16 protein-coding genes are annotated in these 16,443 nt (G+C 62.5%); 7 read left to right on the top strand and 9 right to left on the bottom strand.

Annotated features, from left to right (window positions below):
* Positions 1–90 precede the first annotated feature (90 nt).
* The 4 genes from ACFO3A_RS14885 (at position 91) to ACFO3A_RS14870 (ending at position 5,059) form a co-directional block, all read left to right on the top strand.
* Positions 91–1,137 carry a homocysteine S-methyltransferase family protein gene (locus ACFO3A_RS14885; protein ID WP_377727991.1) on the top strand — a complete coding sequence of 349 codons (1,047 nt, stop codon included), beginning with the start codon at positions 91–93 and terminating at the stop codon, positions 1,135–1,137.
* A gap of 107 nt (positions 1,138–1,244) precedes the next feature.
* On the top strand, positions 1,245–2,354 hold the full coding sequence (locus ACFO3A_RS14880) for a CaiB/BaiF CoA transferase family protein (protein WP_377727989.1): 1,110 nt from the start codon (positions 1,245–1,247) through the stop codon (positions 2,352–2,354).
* Between the two features lie 83 nt (positions 2,355–2,437).
* Positions 2,438–3,808, top strand: a complete 1,371-nt coding sequence (locus ACFO3A_RS14875) for an FAD-binding oxidoreductase (protein WP_377727987.1) — start codon at positions 2,438–2,440, stop codon at positions 3,806–3,808.
* A 243-nt stretch (positions 3,809–4,051) separates the two neighbouring features.
* Complete coding sequence (locus ACFO3A_RS14870; protein ID WP_377727985.1) at positions 4,052–5,059, top strand: AraC family transcriptional regulator; 1,008 nt, start codon at positions 4,052–4,054, stop codon at positions 5,057–5,059.
* A gap of 37 nt (positions 5,060–5,096) precedes the next feature.
* Here ACFO3A_RS14870 and ACFO3A_RS14865 read toward each other — a convergent pair whose 3' ends face one another.
* The 9 genes from ACFO3A_RS14865 to ACFO3A_RS14825 form a co-directional block, all read right to left on the bottom strand.
* Positions 5,097–5,972 carry an AEC family transporter gene (locus tag ACFO3A_RS14865; protein ID WP_377727983.1) on the bottom strand — a complete coding sequence of 292 codons (876 nt, stop codon included), beginning with the start codon at positions 5,970–5,972 and terminating at the stop codon, positions 5,097–5,099.
* 86 nt (positions 5,973–6,058) lie between these two features.
* Positions 6,059–7,231, bottom strand: a complete 1,173-nt coding sequence (locus ACFO3A_RS14860) for a benzoate/H(+) symporter BenE family transporter (protein ID WP_377727981.1) — start codon at positions 7,229–7,231, stop codon at positions 6,059–6,061.
* Positions 7,232–7,240: 9 nt separating this feature from the next.
* Complete coding sequence (locus ACFO3A_RS14855) at positions 7,241–7,705, bottom strand: bacteriohemerythrin (RefSeq protein ID WP_377727979.1); 465 nt, start codon at positions 7,703–7,705, stop codon at positions 7,241–7,243.
* Positions 7,702–8,280, bottom strand: a complete 579-nt coding sequence (locus tag ACFO3A_RS14850; protein ID WP_377727977.1) for a hemerythrin domain-containing protein — start codon at positions 8,278–8,280, stop codon at positions 7,702–7,704. Before ACFO3A_RS14850 ends, ACFO3A_RS14855 begins: the two co-directional genes overlap by 4 nt.
* A gap of 27 nt (positions 8,281–8,307) precedes the next feature.
* Positions 8,308–9,021 carry an ABC transporter ATP-binding protein gene (locus tag ACFO3A_RS14845; protein WP_377727975.1) on the bottom strand — a complete coding sequence of 238 codons (714 nt, stop codon included), beginning with the start codon at positions 9,019–9,021 and terminating at the stop codon, positions 8,308–8,310.
* Positions 9,014–9,790: an ABC transporter ATP-binding protein gene (locus tag ACFO3A_RS14840; RefSeq protein ID WP_377727973.1), complete on the bottom strand. Its 777-nt coding sequence runs from the start codon at positions 9,788–9,790 to the stop codon at positions 9,014–9,016. Before ACFO3A_RS14840 ends, ACFO3A_RS14845 begins: the two co-directional genes overlap by 8 nt.
* Positions 9,787–10,755: a branched-chain amino acid ABC transporter permease gene (locus tag ACFO3A_RS14835; protein ID WP_377727971.1), complete on the bottom strand. Its 969-nt coding sequence runs from the start codon at positions 10,753–10,755 to the stop codon at positions 9,787–9,789. The genes ACFO3A_RS14840 and ACFO3A_RS14835 overlap by 4 nt, the downstream gene beginning before the upstream one ends.
* 4 nt (positions 10,756–10,759) lie before the next feature.
* Positions 10,760–11,626 (bottom strand): branched-chain amino acid ABC transporter permease, encoded by an 867-nt coding sequence (locus ACFO3A_RS14830; protein ID WP_377727970.1) that lies wholly within the window; start codon positions 11,624–11,626, stop codon positions 10,760–10,762.
* Between the two features lie 83 nt (positions 11,627–11,709).
* Positions 11,710–12,870 (bottom strand): ABC transporter substrate-binding protein, encoded by a 1,161-nt coding sequence (locus tag ACFO3A_RS14825; protein ID WP_377727968.1) that lies wholly within the window; start codon positions 12,868–12,870, stop codon positions 11,710–11,712.
* A gap of 217 nt (positions 12,871–13,087) precedes the next feature.
* Between ACFO3A_RS14825 and benA the strand changes: the two genes are divergently transcribed.
* The 3 genes from benA (at position 13,088) to benC (ending at position 16,249) form a co-directional block, all read left to right on the top strand.
* Positions 13,088–14,440: a benzoate 1,2-dioxygenase large subunit gene (benA, locus tag ACFO3A_RS14820; protein WP_377727965.1), complete on the top strand. Its 1,353-nt coding sequence runs from the start codon at positions 13,088–13,090 to the stop codon at positions 14,438–14,440.
* A 26-nt stretch (positions 14,441–14,466) separates the two neighbouring features.
* On the top strand, positions 14,467–14,955 hold the full coding sequence (gene benB, locus ACFO3A_RS14815; protein ID WP_377727962.1) for a benzoate 1,2-dioxygenase small subunit: 489 nt from the start codon (positions 14,467–14,469) through the stop codon (positions 14,953–14,955).
* Between the two features lie 283 nt (positions 14,956–15,238).
* On the top strand, positions 15,239–16,249 hold the full coding sequence (gene benC / locus ACFO3A_RS14810; protein WP_377727960.1) for a benzoate 1,2-dioxygenase electron transfer component BenC: 1,011 nt from the start codon (positions 15,239–15,241) through the stop codon (positions 16,247–16,249).
* The last annotated feature ends 194 nt before the right edge of the window (positions 16,250–16,443 follow it).

Raw genomic sequence — 16,443 nt, 5'->3', positions numbered from 1 at the left:
CTCAGAATTTAAGCACATCGGCACTGCTTGTCAAAACCGGGCGCTCCATCCCGGCCACGCCAGCGTGGGCAAGTTCCTACAATCGCGCCCATGACCTTGCCCCGTACCCTGCCCCACTACACCCGCGCCCGGCAACTGCCCGCCATCCTGCAACAACGCATTGCGATTCTGGATGGCGCCATGGGCACCATGATCCAGCGCTTCAAGCTCACCGAGGCCCAGTACCGGGGCGAGCGCTTTGCCGACTTCGCCCACGACGTGAAGGGCAACAACGAGCTGCTCTCGCTCACCCGCCCGGACGTGATCCGCGACATCCACGAAGGCTATCTGGCCGCCGGGGCCGACCTGATCGAAACCAACACCTTCGGCGCCACCAGCATCGCCCAGGACGATTACCACATGGGCCATCTGGCCTACGAGATGAACCTGGAAAGCGCCCGGCTGGCCCGCGCCGCGTGCGACAAGTTTTCCACGCCCGACCACCCGCGCTTCGTGGCCGGGGCGCTGGGCCCCACGCCCAAGACGGCCAGCATCAGCCCGGACGTGAACGACCCCGGCGCCCGCAACATCACCTTCGAGCAATTACGCGTGGCCTACCTGGAGCAGACCCTGGGCCTGATCGCAGGCGGCGCGGACGTGATTCTGGTCGAGACGATTTTCGACACCCTGAACGCCAAGGCCGCGCTGTTCGCCGTGGACGAGGCTTTCGAGCAAAGCGGCGAGGTGCTGCCGATCATGATCAGCGGCACGGTAACCGACGCCTCGGGCCGCATCCTGTCAGGGCAGACCGTCACCGCCTTCTGGCACAGCGTGCGCCATGCCAACCCGCTGTCGGTCGGCCTGAACTGCGCCCTGGGCGCGGCGCTGATGCGCCCCTACATCCAGGAGCTGGCCAAGGCCGCGCCGGACACCTTCATCAGCTGCTACCCCAACGCCGGCCTGCCCAACCCGATGAGCGACACCGGCTTCGACGAAACCCCCGAAGTCACCAGCCGCCTGGTCCACGAGTTTGCCGCCGAGGGGCTGGTGAACATCCTGGGCGGCTGCTGCGGCACCACGCCCGACCACATCGGCGCGATTGCCCGGGCCGTCGCGCCCGTGCCCACGCGCAAGCTGTTTTATGGGGCACAGGAATAAACCATAGCTTTTTCCGCTTGTCACTCAATGATTTCAAGGTATTTTTTATCTGAAATCCTTACATGACAAGCGGAAGCAGCTATCAATAAAACAACCCGGAGACACCCATGAAAAAAGTTTTGCACAACCTGCGCGTGCTGGAAATCGGCGGCCTGGGCCCCGGCCCGTTCTGCGCCATGCACCTGGCCGACCTGGGGGCCGACGTGATCTCGCTGGTGCGCCCCGGCAACGGCGGCACGCCGATCACGGGCGATCTGCTCAACCGGGGCAAGCGCTCGGTGTTCGCCGACCTCAAATCCCCCGAAGGCCGCCAGCTGGTGCTGCAACTGGTAGCGCAGGCCGACATCCTGATCGAAGGGATGCGCCCCGGCAGCATGGAGCGCCTGGGCCTGGGCCCGCAGGAATGCCACGCCATCAACCCCGCCCTGGTCTATGGCCGCATGACCGGCTGGGGCCAGAGCGGCCCGCTGGCACACACCGCCGGGCACGACGTCAACTACGCCGCACTGAGCGGGGCCATGTGGGGTTGCAGCCCGGCGGATGCCCGCCCCGTGCCCCCCTTTGGCGTGCTGGGCGACATCGGCGGCGGGGCGCTGTACCTGATGACGGGGCTGCTGGCCGGGGTGCTGCAGGCGCGTGCCAGCGGCCAGGGCACGGTGGTGGATGCGGCCATCGTCGATGGCGCGGCGCACATGCTCAACCTCAACCTCAGCATGCGGGCCACCGGCCTGGTGGGCGACACGCGCAGCGCCAGCCTGCACACCACGGCGCCGTTCTACGACACCTACGTCTGCGCCGATGGCGAACACATCGTCATCGGCCCCATCGAGCCGCAGTTCTACCGGTTGCTGCTGCAACGGCTGGGCCTGGAGGGCGACCCGGACTTCACCGGCGACCAGTGGGACCGCAGCGCCTGGCCCCGCCGCCGCGCCCGGCTGGCGGCCCTGTTCCTGCACCACCCGCAGGCCCACTGGCAAGCCCTGCTGGAAGGCTCGGATGCCTGCTTTGCCGCCGTCCTCAGCCCCCAGGCGGCGCTGCACCACCCGCACCTGCAAGCGCGGGGCGTGTATGCCCAGCCCGACGGCACGCTGCAAGCCAGCCCGGCCCCGCGCTTTGGCGCTGCGCCCTACCCCATCAACCCCGCCGGCCCGGCCGGGGCGCACACCGAGGCGCTGCGGCAAACCCTGGCCCAGGGCGGCAGCGGCTGGCGGGCATAGGACGTAATCCCGCACGAGGCGCAGTGCAGGTTGCCATCTGCGCAGCTGAACGCCGTTTTTTCAAAGAGTGAAAGAGGCCCACCATGTCCCCCGATTTTGTTGCTGCCCTGCGCCAGCGCTTTGCCGACCAATGCTCCACCGCCGCCGCCGTGTGCGAACAGCATGGCCGTGACGAAGGCTCGATCACCGCACCGCCGCCGGGCGCCGTGGTGTTTGCCGAATCCACCCGGGACGTGCAGGACGCCGTGCGCCTGTGTGCCGAATACGGCGTGCCCATCATTGCCTACGGCGCAGGCACCTCACTGGAAGGGCATCTGCTGGCCGTGCAGGGCGGCATCAGCCTGGACGTAAGCCGCATGAACCAGGTGCTGCGCGTGAATGCCGAGGACATGACCGTCACCGTGCAGCCCGGCATCCGGCGCAAGGCGCTCAACGAGGCCATCAAGGATTTGGGCCTGTTCTTCCCCATCGACCCCGGCGCGGATGCCACCCTCGGCGGCATGACCGCCACCCGCGCCAGCGGCACCAATGCCGTGCGCTACGGCACCATGCGCGAAAACGTGCTGGCGCTGCAAGCCGTCACGGCCCAAGGCGAAGTCATCCGCACCGGCAACCGCGCCAAGAAAAGCGCGGCGGGCTACGACCTGACGCGCCTGCTGGTCGGCAGCGAAGGCACGCTGGGCATCTTCACCGAAATCACCCTGCGCCTGCACCCCCTGCCCGAAGCGGTGCGGGCGGCCACCTGCACCTTTGCCAGCATCGACGACGCCGTCCACGCCGTCATCCAGACCATCCAGCTGGGCGTGCCCATTGCCCGGGTCGAGCTGCTCGACGCCGCCACCGTCGGCATGGTCAATCGCTACAGCCAGCTTGCCCTGCGCGAAGCGCCCATGCTGCTGATGGAGTTCCACGGCTCCCCGGCGGGCGTGCAGGAGCAGGTGGAAACGGTGCAGGCCATCGCCGCCGAACACCGGGCGCAGGACTTTGTCTGGGCCGACACGCCCGAGGAGCGCACCCGTTTGTTCACCGCCCGGCACAACGCCTACTTTGCCGGGGTGCAAAGCCGCCCCGGCTGCCGCTGCATCACCACCGATGCCTGCGTGCCCATCTCGCGCCTGGCCGATGCCCTGCTGGCTTCGGTGCAGGACGCGCAGGACAGCGCCATCCCCTTCTTCCTCGTCGGCCACGTGGGCGACGGCAACTTTCACTTCGGCTACCTGATCGACCCCGATGACCCCGCCGAACGCGACCGCGCCGAGCAGCTCAACCACCGCCTGGTCAGCCGCGCCATCGCCATGGACGGCACCTGCACCGGCGAGCATGGCATCGGCATCCACAAACAGGCGTTCCTGCGCGAGGAATGCGGCGACGGTGCGATTGCCATGATGCAGGCCATCAAGGCCGCGCTCGACCCGCAGGGCATCCTGAATCCGGGCAAGGTGTTTGCGGCTTAGAACCTGCGCTTCTCCTCCACCGAATGTTTAAATTATCGACATTTTAAAAATGCAGAACTTTGGCAATGGTGGTTTTCCGTATTTTTGTATTCCATTTTCATCAGACAGACGTTGTCTGATGCGGTTTTCGAGGGTTTTCCTGTTTATGAAAATCGATAAATTTTTTTAGAATCGCTAAATTTCCATGGTCTGCACCCCTTGGTGCGTGGGCCTGTTGTGCCCTTTTCAAGGGGCGTTGAAGTTATGCAACCGATCTCTATCGCGCCCGCCTCTGCGTGCGCCAGCCGACCCATTCGCTGCTTCTCGTTCCTGAAAGAGACGAGTACGGTTTTTCACCAGGCAGATCCTTTTGCCGTTTCGGAATACGTCAATGAGCATGTCGGCAACCATGGCCTGAGCCTGCAACGGGGAGGATGGAGTGGTAAAGCCGCTTTGGCCCACCGCAAATTTGGCAACATCGACCTGTGCCGACTGGCCTATGGCAGCCAGGCGCGGATTGTTTCAGAGCGGTTGCGCGACATCTACCACCTGCAATTCATTTTGCGCGGTCAATGCCGTTACGAGCTGGACCATGACAGCATCAACCTGTCGGCGGGGCAGTTGATGCTCATTAACCCCGATGACCCGGTTGATCTGACGTACTCCGAGGATTGCGAAAAATTCATCCTGCGCCTGCCTACGTACCTGCTGCACAACACCTGCACCGAACACCAGTGGCAGCACCCCCAGGAGGGCATTCGCTTCAAGCCCATGCCCTACCGTTTTGATTCCCTCGAAAGCCTGCTGTACCTGCTCACCCTGATTTGCCAGGAGGCCGAGGCCGAGAGCCTTCAGCCGCAACTGCTCAACCATTACAGCCGCGTGATCGCCACCAAGCTGATGACCATGTTGAACCACAATGTATCGTTGGAAAAGCCGACGTTGATGGACGTCTCTTTTGAGAGCCTGGTGCATTACATCGACGACAACATCAAGAGCGACCTGTGCGTGGAAAACCTGGCTGCCCAGGCACGCATGAGCATGCGGTCGATCTACCACCTGTTCGAGCGGCACGCCAAAACCACGCCCAAGCACTTTATTCGGCAAAGAAAACTGCAGGCCGTGCACAACGCCCTGATGGATCCGAGCAGCCAGTTCGCCAACATCACTGCGCTGGCGCTGGAGTACGGCTTTACCCACCTGGGCCGCTTTGCCGAAACCTACCGCGAGACTTTTGGCCAGCTGCCCTCCGAGGTGCTGAAGCAGCGCTAGGCACCTGGGCACGGGGCACTGACGGCCATCGAAGGCTTCAATTCAAGACCAAGGCCAGCGCAAACGACAGAAACAGCACCGAGGCGAGGTTGCCGATCAGCACCATGGAGGCGACCTTTTCCGGCTCCTGGTGGTAGCGCTCGGCGAACATGAAGTTGAGCACGGCAGGTGGCAAGGCACCAAACACCAACAGCAGCGCCTGCTCGGTGCGCGGCAGCGTGACCAGCTGCAGGATGAGCCAGGCCAGGGCCATGCCAATGGCCGGGCGCAGTACAGCGCCGAACAGGCCGAAGCCGATCGATTCAATGCGTGCGCTGGCGATGCGCACCCCAAGGCCGAAAAGCATCAGCGGAATGGAGACCTCGCCGAGCATACGAATCGAGGTCAGCAGCGGTGGCCAGACCTCGAACTGGGTGATGCTTACCAGCAGGCCGAGGAACGCGGCGACCACCGTAGGGACTTTCCACACCGTAAACCAGCGAACCCGACGGTCAAACAACCAGACACCAAAGGAGTAGTGCAGCAGGTTGGAGACCATGAACAACACCACCATGGGGGCCAGCGCCTGCTCGCCGAACGCCAGCACGACCAGCGGCAACCCCAGGTTGCCGCAGTTGTTGAACATGACCGGCGGCACCAAGGTCTTGACGGAAATGCCGGTTCCCCGTGCAACGGTCCAAGCCAGAACGCCGGAGCCAACCACGGCCAGCGTGCCGGCCAGCACCAGCGGCAGGTAGGCGCTGATATCCAACGCCTTGTTGGCCAGTGCAGCAAAAACCAGCGCCGGCACGAAGACATCCATGTTCAGCTTGTTGGCGTGCGACAGGTCGGGCTGGAGGGTGCGCCCGACACCGTAGCCGAGCGCGATGATGACAAACATCGGAAACAGGATTTCAATGATTCGAAGCAGCATGGGGCTTACACAGCACAAACAAGAAAAATACGAAGAAGGGCGAGAAGAGCGGTTCCCTCCTATTGACGACGAGGGGGCGCTGGATGCTACGGCCTGGATCGGGGGCGCAAGAGAAAGTGGGCCACCAGGCCAATGACGATGCCCCAGAAGGCCGAACCCAGGCCCAGCCAGCTCATGCCGGAGGCGGTGGCGACAAAGGTGATAACGGCGGCCTCGCGCTGGTCGGCCTCGGCCAGGGTGCCAGCCAGGTTGGCGGCAATTGCCCCCAGTAGCGCCAGACCGGCCAGCACGGCAATGAAGGCTGAGGGCAGGGCGGCGAACAGTCCGATGATGGCACCGCTGAAGCAGCCGCCGACCAAGTAGAACGCGCCATTGGCGATTCCGGCAACATAGCGTTTGCTGGGGTCATCGTGGGCTTCCTTGCCGGTACACAGGGCAGCAGTGATGGCGGCAATCACGATGCTGATGCCCCCCACCATCGCCACACTCAGTGAAGCCAGGCTGGTAATGGCCACAATGGGTTTGGCTGGGGTGGAGTAGCCCGCGCCGCGCAAAATCGCCATGCCGGGCAGAAACTGCCCGGTCAGGCTGACCAGCACCAGTGGCAGCGCCAGGCTGAGAATGGCACCGCTATGCCATTCGGGTGCGATGAAAATGGGCCAGGTGGGTGACAGATCCATCTCGCCCACCGCCAGGCCGCCGGTGCTGATGGCGCTCAAGGCCACCCCGGTGAGCAGCACCAGCACGAGGAAGTAGCGTGGGAAAAAGCGTTTCCATAACAGGTAGGCCAACACCATTCCAAAAGTCAGCAGCGGCATGCTGGCGGCCGGTTGAAAGGCCCCGGTACCAAACTGGAACAGGATGCCGGCCATCATGCCGAAGGCGATGCCTTTGGGGATGCGCTGCATCAGCCAGTCAAAGCTGCCCGACAGGCCAATCGCTAGCAAGATCGCACCCGCCACCAAGTAAGCCCCGACGGCCTGATGGATGTTGATGTCAGGAAACAGCGTGATCAGCAGCGCCGTGCCGGGGGCCGACCAGGCCGTGACCACGGGGACCCTGAGCCACCAGCTCAAGACGATGCCCGAGATGGCCGCGCCAATCGAGATGCCCCACACCCAGGAGGCCATCATCGCGGGCGACACCCCGGCCGATTGTCCCGCCTGAAAGAAGATCAGCAGCGGCCCGGAGTAGGAGATCAGGACGGCCAAAAAACCGGCCGTCAGGGCAGAAACGGAAAAATCCCGCGACAAAGACATGGCAATCCCTTAGAACCTGTTGGTGCAGGCGGTTTTGCGCCGCAACACCAGTGGCCGCCCGCCGTGGGTGCGCTGCACCAGCCAGGTGGCCAGGGCCGAGTCCAGGTGCTGGACATGCCCTGGAAGCCAATCCTGCAAGGCCTGGGCCAGCTCCCGGCACCAGGCCGCATTGCCCTCCTGGTCTTCGCGCAGGGCTTCGCGCACGGCGTTGACCGAGGCCAGCACCTTGGCGTGCTCATCAAGGTGACAGTCACCCGGTGGGAAGTGGGTGCTGCGCATCCAGTGGTCTTCCTCGTCGAAATGCGCCTGCGCATGGATGGCAAAGGCATCGAGCGCTGCGAGCAAGCCATCGTCCGGGGCTTGCAGCACAGCGTTCAAGCATTCCACGAATTCTCGGTGGGTGTCGTCCATGGCGCTGTGCCCGACCAGATAGCCATCGTCCCAGACGAAGGGTGCTGGCAGTGCCGTATTCACACCGATCCTCCCAGGCCGACGGGGGCCGGTGCCGTGTTCACAATTTGCGAAAAAAGCGCCTCGTATTCCCCGCGCTTTCCCTGCCAGGGGTTGTCGTTGGCCAGAAAGGCGGCCTCAATCGCCGCCCAGTCTTCTGGCAGCAGGTGCTGGCGTGCCAGGGGGAAGATTTCGTGCTCTTCGGTGTTCATGTGCTGCCACTCATCGGCCACGTAGTCGTTGAGGGTGGCAAAGAATGCCGAAAAGCCGGTCTCCCCCGCCGTTTGGTAGCTTTCCAGCGCTGTGCGCAGGGCGTGGATGCGCTTGCCGCCAGTTTGGTGCTCGGCTTCCAGCCGCGCGAGGATGGGGTTGGCCGCATCGGTGCGCATGCGCAGCAGGGCAAACAGGTATTCGTTTTCCTTGGGATGGTGGAGCTTTTCGGGCACCTCTTCCATGTAGCGAATCATGGCTGCGTAGAGCGCAAAGTCCACTTTCATCCGCCCGTCCCGGATGCCGGTCGCGATGGTGCGCATACCGTTGAGCATGGCAGCCAGCGCCTGGTGCTCATCGTGAATCATGTCCAGGGCTTTGTATTGCATGTCGATCTCCTTGTCGAGCGGCGTGGCTCAGACCCCGAGGTGGGTTTGAATCAGGGTGGGGTTGTTCTGCACCTCGGCACTGGTGCCGTCAAACACGATTTGGCCTTTCACCAGAATCATGGCCCGGTCGCAGATGCTGGTGACCGCTCCATGGTTCTTGTCCACGATCACCGTGGCGATGCCCGTGGTGCGAATCTCCTTGATGATGCGCCAGATCTCCATGGCGATCAGCGGGGCCAGGCCCTCGGTGGCCTCGTCCAGAATCAGCAGGTCGGGATTGGTCATCAGCGCACGGCCAATGGTGAGCATTTGCTGCTCGCCACCCGACAGTTGCCAGCCGCCGTTGTTGATGCGCTCGCCCAGGCGCGGGAAGGTGGCCATCACGCGGTCGAACGTCCACTCGCGCCGCCCATCGACACCGGCCCGTGCCGACATCTGCAGGTTTTCGCGCACCGTCAGGCTTTTGAAAATGCCGCGCCCCTCGGGCACATAGGCAATCCCTTGCTGGGCGATCTGGTAGGTGCGTGCCTTGCTGCGGTCGTCGCCGCGCACCAGCACGCGGCCATGGCGCGGACGCACCACGCCCAGCATGCTCTTGATGAGCGTGGATTTGCCCATGCCGTTGCGCCCCATCAGGGCAATGCCCTCGCCTTCGCGGATATGGAAGTCGATGCCGTGCAGGATGTGGCTGGCGCCGTAGTAGGTGTGGATTTCTTTGGCTTCAAGCAGCATGTTAGACATGGAAACTCTCCTCCGTCCCCAGATAGGCCTGTTGCACAGCAACGCTGGCCTTGATTTGCGCTGGTGGCCCGCATTCGAGCAACAGGCCATTGACCATCACGGTGATCATGTCGGCCACGGCGAATACGGCATCCATGTCGTGTTCGACCAGCAGGATGCCGCGCGTTTGGCGCAGGCGCTTGAGCACCTCGACCATGCTGGCAGATTCTTCCGAGCCCATGCCCGCCAGCGGTTCATCGAGCAGCAGCACCTGTGCATCGGTGGCCAGCACCATGGCAATTTCCAGCTGGCGCTGCTCGCCGTGGCTGAGTACGCCCGAGATCCAATCGACGCGCTTGCCCAGACCGGCTTCGTCGATGCAGGCGCGGGCTTTTTCCAGCGTCCACTGCTGCTGCATGGCCTTGCTGAAAATGCGCCAGGGTTGCTGGCGGCGCGACTGTGCGGCCAGGCGCACGTTCTCCAGCACGGTGAACTGCGGGAAGATGTTGGTGCGCTGGTAGCTGCGCCCAATGCCGACCTGCGAGCGCTGTGCGGCTGTCAGGTGCGTGATGTCCCGGCCCATGAACTCGATCTTGCCCTCGCTGGGCGGCAGATCACCCGAGAGCATGTTGATGCAGGTCGATTTGCCCGCCCCGTTGGGGCCGAGCAGCACATGGATCATGCCGCGCTCCAGCGTCACGTCCAGGTCTTGGTTGGCCACCAGACCGCCAAAGCGACGCGTCAGCTTGGTCGCTTGGAGCAACACTTCTTTGCTTGCATTCGCGCTCATTTGGCTTCTCCCCCTTGCAGGGCACGCTGGATGCGGCCTGGCACACCGGCCAGACCACCGGGCAGGAACAGCACCACGCCCACAATCACCCCACCCAGCAACAGTTGCCAGTATTTGGTCAGATCGGTAAAGATTTCGCGCATGGCCTCCAGGGCAAAGGCCCCGACGATGGCCCCGCCCAGGCTGCCCATGCCACCCAGAATCACCATCATCAACACGTTGCCCGACTCATGCCAGGACAGCAGCTCCGGCGTAACAAAGCCCAGCAGCGCGGCGTACAGGAAACCGGCCAGCCCCCCCAGGGCACCGGCCAGCGTGAAGGCCCCCAGCTTGTAGCGAAAGGTGGTGTAGCCTAGCGATTGCATCCGGTGCTCGTTGCTTTTGATGCCAATCAGCACACGGCCAAAGGGCGACTGCAACACGCGGTGCAGGAACAGGTACACCAGCACCAGCATCCCCAGGATGAAATAGAACATGTGCACCTCGTTGTTGAGGTCAAAAGGCTCCCAGCCGAAGATGGACGTTGAAGGCTTGTTGTTCAGGTACATCCCGTCCGAGCCACCGCCCAGCGGCGTGTCGTGGAAGATGAAATACACCATCTGTGCAAAGGCCAGCGTCACCATGATGAAGTAGATGCCCTTGGTGCGTAGCACAAACAGGCCGATCACCAAGGCCGCCAAGGCGGCGATCCCGACCGAGGTTGGCAGGGCCAGCCACAGGTTGGCCGTTTCATAGCGCACGGTCAGCAGCGCGGCGGCGTAGGCCGCGATACCGAAATAGGCCGCATGGCCAAAGCTGACCAAGCCGGTAAAACCCACCAGCAGGTCCAGACTCATGGCGAAGATGGCCATGATCAGCACCTTGCCGATGATCTCGATGTAGAAGGATTCCCCCGACAGCGGCACGCAGGCAATGGCGGCCAGGGCAAGCAGTTTGACGATCAGCGAAGCGTGTATGTTTTTCATGGCATCAACCTTTCTTCAGGATGCCTTCGGGGCGCCAGAGCAGCACCACCGCCATCACCACATAGACCACGATGCCCGAGACTTCGGGAATCAGCACTTTGCCGAAGGTGTCGGCAAACCCCACGATCAGCGCTGCCACCAAAGCGCCCCAGATCGAGCCGATGCCACCGATGACCACGATCACAAACGAAATGATCAGCACATGGCTGCCCATGTTGGGGAACACCGAAGAGATGGGCGCAGCCAGCATCCCCGCCAGTGCGGCCATGGCCACGCCCAGCGCGAACACCACGCGGTAAATCATGTCGATGTTGATGCCCAGCGACTCGACCATGCCCCGGTCGTCGTTGCCGGCCCGGATCATCATGCCCAGACGGGTGCGCCGGATCAGGTAGTACAAGGCCACGGCCAGCACGATGCACACCAGCGAGATGGCCAGGCGATAGACCGGGTAGCTCAACACATCCGTCAGCGGGATGGAGGCGCTCAGAAAATCCGGAATGGTCACCCCATGCACATCGTCGCCCACCAGCAGGCTGCGCAGTTGTTCAAAAATCAGAATCAAGCCGTAGGTCAGCAGCACTTGTTCCAAGTGGTCACGCTTGTACAGGTGCGAGAACAGCGCCCACTCCAGGAAAGCGCCAAAAATCAGTGCCAGCGGTATGCCCAGCACCATGGCCATGACGAGGCTGCCCGTGGCGCTGGTCAGCACAAAAGCCAGGTAAGCGCCGATCATGTAGAAACTACCGTGCGCCAGATTGATGATCCCCATGATGCCGAACACCAGCGTCAGCCCGCTTGCCACCAAGAAAAGTAGCAAACCGTACTGCAGCGAGTTCAGCGTCTGGATCAGGAAGTTTGCAAAATCCATGACTATCCCCCGCCCGGCAGGACGCAGCCTGCCGGGACGACAAAAACTTGCGGTATTAAAGGTGCGGAGAGAAAGTCAGTGGCTTACAGCTTGCAGCCGCGTGCCGGGTCTTCCAGCTTGGGGGACACCACTTCGAGCATGATGTTGCCGCCGCTCTTGACCTGGCGCATGTAGATGTCTTGCACCGGGTTGTGGGCGCGTGACAGGGTGAACTGACCGCGTGGGCTGTCGATGGTGGCCGATTCCATGCCCTTGATGACCACGTCCTTTTTGGCGGGGTCGCCAGCAGCGGCACGCAGGCCCGCTTCGTACATCTGCGCCGCATCGTAGCCCTGCATGGCGTACACGTCGGGCTGTATCTTGTACTTGGCGACGTACTTGGCGCGGAAGGCCACATCTTTGGCGTTGGTCAGGCCGTCGGCGTAGTGCAGCGTGGTCAGCAGCCCCTCGCCCGCTGCGCCCATGGCATCCAGGTTGCCATCGGTCAGGAAGCCGGGGCCATACAGCGGGATGCTGCTCTTCAGGCCCGCTGCCGCGTAGTCGCTGACAAACTTGGCCGCACCCGCGCCCGCAAAGAAGACAAACACCGCATCGGGCTTGAGCGAGGCAATCTCGGTCAGGAAGGGCTGGAACTCCACGTTCGGGAAGGGCAGGGTCATCTCCTTGACCACCTTGCCGCCGCCTTTTTCAAACGCTTCCTTGAAGCCGGCCACCGATTCTTCGCCGAAGGAATACTTCCAGGTCACGGTGGCGATGTTCTTCAGCCCCTTTTTGGCCAGCGCCTCGCCCATGGCGTAGGACGGCTGCCAGGCCGAGAACGACGAGCGGAAGATGTAGGGCGAGCACAGCGAGCCGGTCAGATCGTTGGCACCCGCGTTGGAGACGATCATGATCGTCTTGCTGTCGCGTGCCACCTTGGCCATGGCCAGCGCCACGCCCGAGTGGGCCGTGCCGATCAGCACATCCACCTTCTCGCGCGAGACCAGCTTCTTGGCATTCTCGGTGGCCTTGGCCGGGTTGGACTCATCGTCCACCACAGCGTACTCCACCTCGCGGCCGCCCAGCTTGCCGCCGTTTTCTTCCACGTACTGCTTAAAGCCATTGGTCATGGCCGTGCCCAGGGCGGCGTAGGTGCCGGTGTAGGGCAGCATCAGGCCCACTTTGACCTTGTCGCTGGCCGCGTGGGCTGCGCCGGCCAGGCAGGCCAGTGTGAGTAGTGCAGTGGTCTTCAGTTTGAATGCCATGGGGGGTGTCTCCTAACGTTGTTGGTGTTGCAGGCGTAGGTTAGGGGCACCCTGTCCCAGCGGAATATCCAGTTCCTGCACAACTCGTATCCATTTCATGCAAAACGACAGTTTCTGCACAGAACGGATAGTTATCGTGCAGAAAACGGATATTTAGCAACTTTTCCCCCGCCTACCATGACCGCTCCATACCACCAGAAACAAGGAGACCGCGACCATGGGCATCACCAAGGAATATCTCGACTCACTGCTCGAGAAAGACAAAGCCAAAGGCAAATTCCGCTGCAAACGCGAAATGTTCACCAGCCCGGAGTTGTTCGAGCTGGAGATGAAGCACATCTTTGAAGGCAACTGGGTGTATCTGGCCCACGAAAGCCAACTGCCCAAGATCAACGACTACTACACCACCAAAATTGGGCGCCAGCCGGTCTTCATCACGCGCAACAAGGACAACCAGCTCAACTGCTTCATCAACTCTTGCGCACACCGGGGTGCCACGCTCACGCGCTTCAAGCATGGCAACAAGGGCAGCTTCACCTGTCCCTTCCACGGCTGGACGTTCAACAACTCGGGCAAGCTGCTCAAGATCAAAGATCCCACCGAAACCGGCTATCCCGCCAGCTTCAACTGCGAAGGCTCGCACGACCTCAAGAAAGTCCCACGCTTTGAGTCCTACCGTGGTTTTCTGTTTGCCAGCCTGAACGCCGACGTGCAGCCCCTGGAAGCATTTTTGGGCGAAGCCAAAGTCATCATCGACATGATCGTGGACCAGTCGCCCGAGGGCCTGGAAGTGCTGCGCGGCTCTTCCTCCTACGTGTACGAAGGCAACTGGAAGCTACAGGCCGAAAACGGTGCCGACGGCTACCACGTCACCGCTACGCACTGGAACTACGCCGCCACCCAGGCGCAGCGCAAGAGCCGCGACAGCGGCGACGACATCAACGCCATGAGCGCGGGTGGCTGGGCCAAGAAAGGCGGCGGCTCCTACTCGTTCGAGAACGGCCACCTGCTGCTGTGGACGCGCTGGGACAACCCCGAAGACCGTCCACTGATGGAGCAGCGCGAGCGCTTGGTCCAAGCGTTCGGCGAGGCCAAGGCCGAGTGGATGATCAACAACTCGCGCAACCTGTGCGTGTACCCCAACGTGTACTTGATGGACCAGTTCAGCTCGCAAATCCGCGTGTTCCGCCCGCTGTCCGTCGATCGCACCGAAGTCACCATCTACTGCATCGCGCCCAAGGGCGAATCGGCCGAGGCACGTGCCCGCCGCATCCGCCAGTACGAAGATTTCTTTAACGCCACTGGCATGGCCACGCCGGACGACCTGGAAGAATTCCGCGCCTGCCAGGAAGGCTTCATGGGCCGGGCACTGGAGTGGAACGACATGTCGCGTGGTGCTGAGCATTGGGTGGAAGGCCCCGATGCCGAAGCCGACAAAATCGGACTCAAGCCCATTCTGTCGGGTATCAAGACCGAAGACGAAGGCCTCTACGTGGCCCAGCACAGCTACTGGCTGGAGCAAATGCGTGTCGCCGTTGCTGCCGAGTCCGACGAATCTGCTGCCAAGTAAGCCCAAGCCCCAAGGAGACCATTGATATGTCGATTTCTTACGAAAACCTGGGTGCCTTCCTGTACCGCGAAGCCCGTTACCTGGACGAGCGCGATTGGGACAACTGGCTGGCCCTGTACGCTGAAAACTGCACCTTCTGGGTGCCTGCCTGGGACGATGACGGTACGCTGACCGAAGACCCGCAAAGCGAAATCTCGCTCATCTGGTACGGCCGCCGCGCCGGTCTGGAAGACCGCGTGTTCCGCATCCGTACCGAGCGCTCCAGCGCCACCATCCCCGACACCCGCACCAACCACCACATCAGCAACATCGAGGTGCTGGAGCAGGACGAGAAAACGGTCAAGCTGCGCTTCAACTGGCACACCATGAGCGTGCGCTACAACCACACCGACCACTTCTGTGGCACCAGCTTCTACACCCTGGACGTGACCGGCGAGCAGCCCATCATTCAGGAAAAAAAAGTCGTTCTGAAGACCGATTACGTTCGCCACGTTCTGGACGTGTACCACATCTAAGAACCTGTTCACGATCTCGGCGCGAAGGGGTGCGGGATGCGGATCGGGATGGGCTGCCAGGCGCAAACCGCAGCCATAGCGGTGCTATGGCGAGGATTTGCAACGCCGCAGAGCGCCCGAGGCCGCGACTGCACACCCGCGCGGAGATCGTGAACAGGTTCTAAGAACCGGTCTAACCCTGCCCCGACCTCTGGGCGGCCCCTTGGAGCGGGCCGCCATGCGGCCTGCGCCCTCTGATCTCAAAAGGTGCGGTGCGGGCCGGTTTTCCCTCTTGGAGATGAACATGACTTTCAAAATCGCCCTGAACTTCGAGGACGGCGTGACCCGCTTCATCGACTGCAATGCTTCGGAAACGGTGGCCGATGCTGCCTACCGCCAGGGTGTCAACGTACCCATCGACTGCCGCGATGGCGCGTGTGGTGCTTGCAAATGCAAGGCCGAGTCCGGCCAATACGAACTGGGCTTTTACATCGAGGATGCCATGAGCGAGGAAGAAGCCCGCCTGGGCCAGGTGCTTACCTGCCAGATGTTCCCCAAAAGCGATTGCGTGGTGAACGTGCCCGTCTCGTCCGAGGTGTGCAAGATCAAGCAAGCCACCCTGACCGCGACCATCGAAGCCGTACACCAGCTCTCGCCCAGCACCATCGGCCTGGTGCTGCAAGGTCCCAGCCTGAACAAACTGTCCTTCCTGCCGGGCCAGTACGCCAACCTGGAAGTGCCCGGCACCCCCCACACCCGCGCCTACTCCTTCAGCGCCATGCCGCGCGATGACAAGGTGAGCTTCCTGATTCGCAACGTGCCCGACGGCCTGATGAGCGGCTACCTGACCGGTCGCGCCCAGCCCGGTGACACCATCAAGCTGGCAGGCCCCATCGGCAGCTTCTACCTGCGCGACGTCACCCGCCCGGTGCTGATGCTGGCCGGCGGCACCGGGCTGGCCCCCTTCCTGGCCATGCTCGACAAGCTGACTGCCCAGGGCGGCAGCGTCCACCCCGTCCACCTGATCTACGGCGTCAACACCGATGCCGACGTCGTGGCGCTTGACCGCCTGGATGCCTTCAAGGCGGCCCTGCCCAACTTCAGCTACGCCGTGTGCGTGGTCGCCGACGACAGCCGCTGGCCCAAGAAAGGCTACGTCACCCACCACCTGGAGCCGACCCAACTGCACCACGGCAACGTCGATATCTATCTGTGCGGCCCCCCGCCCATGGTCGAAGCCGTGGCCAGCCATCTGCGTGAGCAAGCGATTGAACCCGCGAACTTTCACTACGAAAAATTCGCTGCCAGCGTCTAAGCCATCACTCTCACCTTCCTGAATTCAAAACCAAAACCCTAGGAGACTTTTCATGCAACGCATCGCTACAAGCCTGACCACCACTTTGCTCCTGTGTGCCGGGTCCATCGCCTCGGCCCAGGCCCAGAACGTCACCCTCTACGGCCTGGTGGACACCGGCGTGGAACGCCTGGACAACACCAGCACCGGCGGCA

The organism is Comamonas nitrativorans (assembly GCF_042654765.1).
GTDB classification, from domain to species: domain Bacteria; phylum Pseudomonadota; class Gammaproteobacteria; order Burkholderiales; family Burkholderiaceae_C; genus Comamonas; species Comamonas nitrativorans.
Note: the sequence above shows the minus strand (reverse complement) of the source record. Positions and strands in the feature narration are given on the sequence as shown.

Coding starts and splice junctions, on each gene's coding strand:
- ACFO3A_RS14840 (WP_377727973.1), bottom strand. CDS start 9,790: ATGAGCGCGAATGCAAGCAAAGAAGTGTTGCTCCAAGCGACCAAGCTG.
- ACFO3A_RS14875 (WP_377727987.1), top strand. CDS start 2,438: ATGTCCCCCGATTTTGTTGCTGCCCTGCGCCAGCGCTTTGCCGACCAA.
- ACFO3A_RS14865 (WP_377727983.1), bottom strand. CDS start 5,972: ATGCTGCTTCGAATCATTGAAATCCTGTTTCCGATGTTTGTCATCATC.
- ACFO3A_RS14870 (WP_377727985.1), top strand. CDS start 4,052: ATGCAACCGATCTCTATCGCGCCCGCCTCTGCGTGCGCCAGCCGACCC.
- ACFO3A_RS14825 (WP_377727968.1), bottom strand. CDS start 12,870: ATGGCATTCAAACTGAAGACCACTGCACTACTCACACTGGCCTGCCTG.
- benC (WP_377727960.1), top strand. CDS start 15,239: ATGACTTTCAAAATCGCCCTGAACTTCGAGGACGGCGTGACCCGCTTC.
- ACFO3A_RS14880 (WP_377727989.1), top strand. CDS start 1,245: ATGAAAAAAGTTTTGCACAACCTGCGCGTGCTGGAAATCGGCGGCCTG.
- benA (WP_377727965.1), top strand. CDS start 13,088: ATGGGCATCACCAAGGAATATCTCGACTCACTGCTCGAGAAAGACAAA.
- benB (WP_377727962.1), top strand. CDS start 14,467: ATGTCGATTTCTTACGAAAACCTGGGTGCCTTCCTGTACCGCGAAGCC.
- ACFO3A_RS14885 (WP_377727991.1), top strand. CDS start 91: ATGACCTTGCCCCGTACCCTGCCCCACTACACCCGCGCCCGGCAACTG.
- ACFO3A_RS14830 (WP_377727970.1), bottom strand. CDS start 11,626: ATGGATTTTGCAAACTTCCTGATCCAGACGCTGAACTCGCTGCAGTAC.
- ACFO3A_RS14850 (WP_377727977.1), bottom strand. CDS start 8,280: ATGCAATACAAAGCCCTGGACATGATTCACGATGAGCACCAGGCGCTG.
- ACFO3A_RS14845 (WP_377727975.1), bottom strand. CDS start 9,021: ATGTCTAACATGCTGCTTGAAGCCAAAGAAATCCACACCTACTACGGC.
- ACFO3A_RS14835 (WP_377727971.1), bottom strand. CDS start 10,755: ATGAAAAACATACACGCTTCGCTGATCGTCAAACTGCTTGCCCTGGCC.
- ACFO3A_RS14860 (WP_377727981.1), bottom strand. CDS start 7,231: ATGTCTTTGTCGCGGGATTTTTCCGTTTCTGCCCTGACGGCCGGTTTT.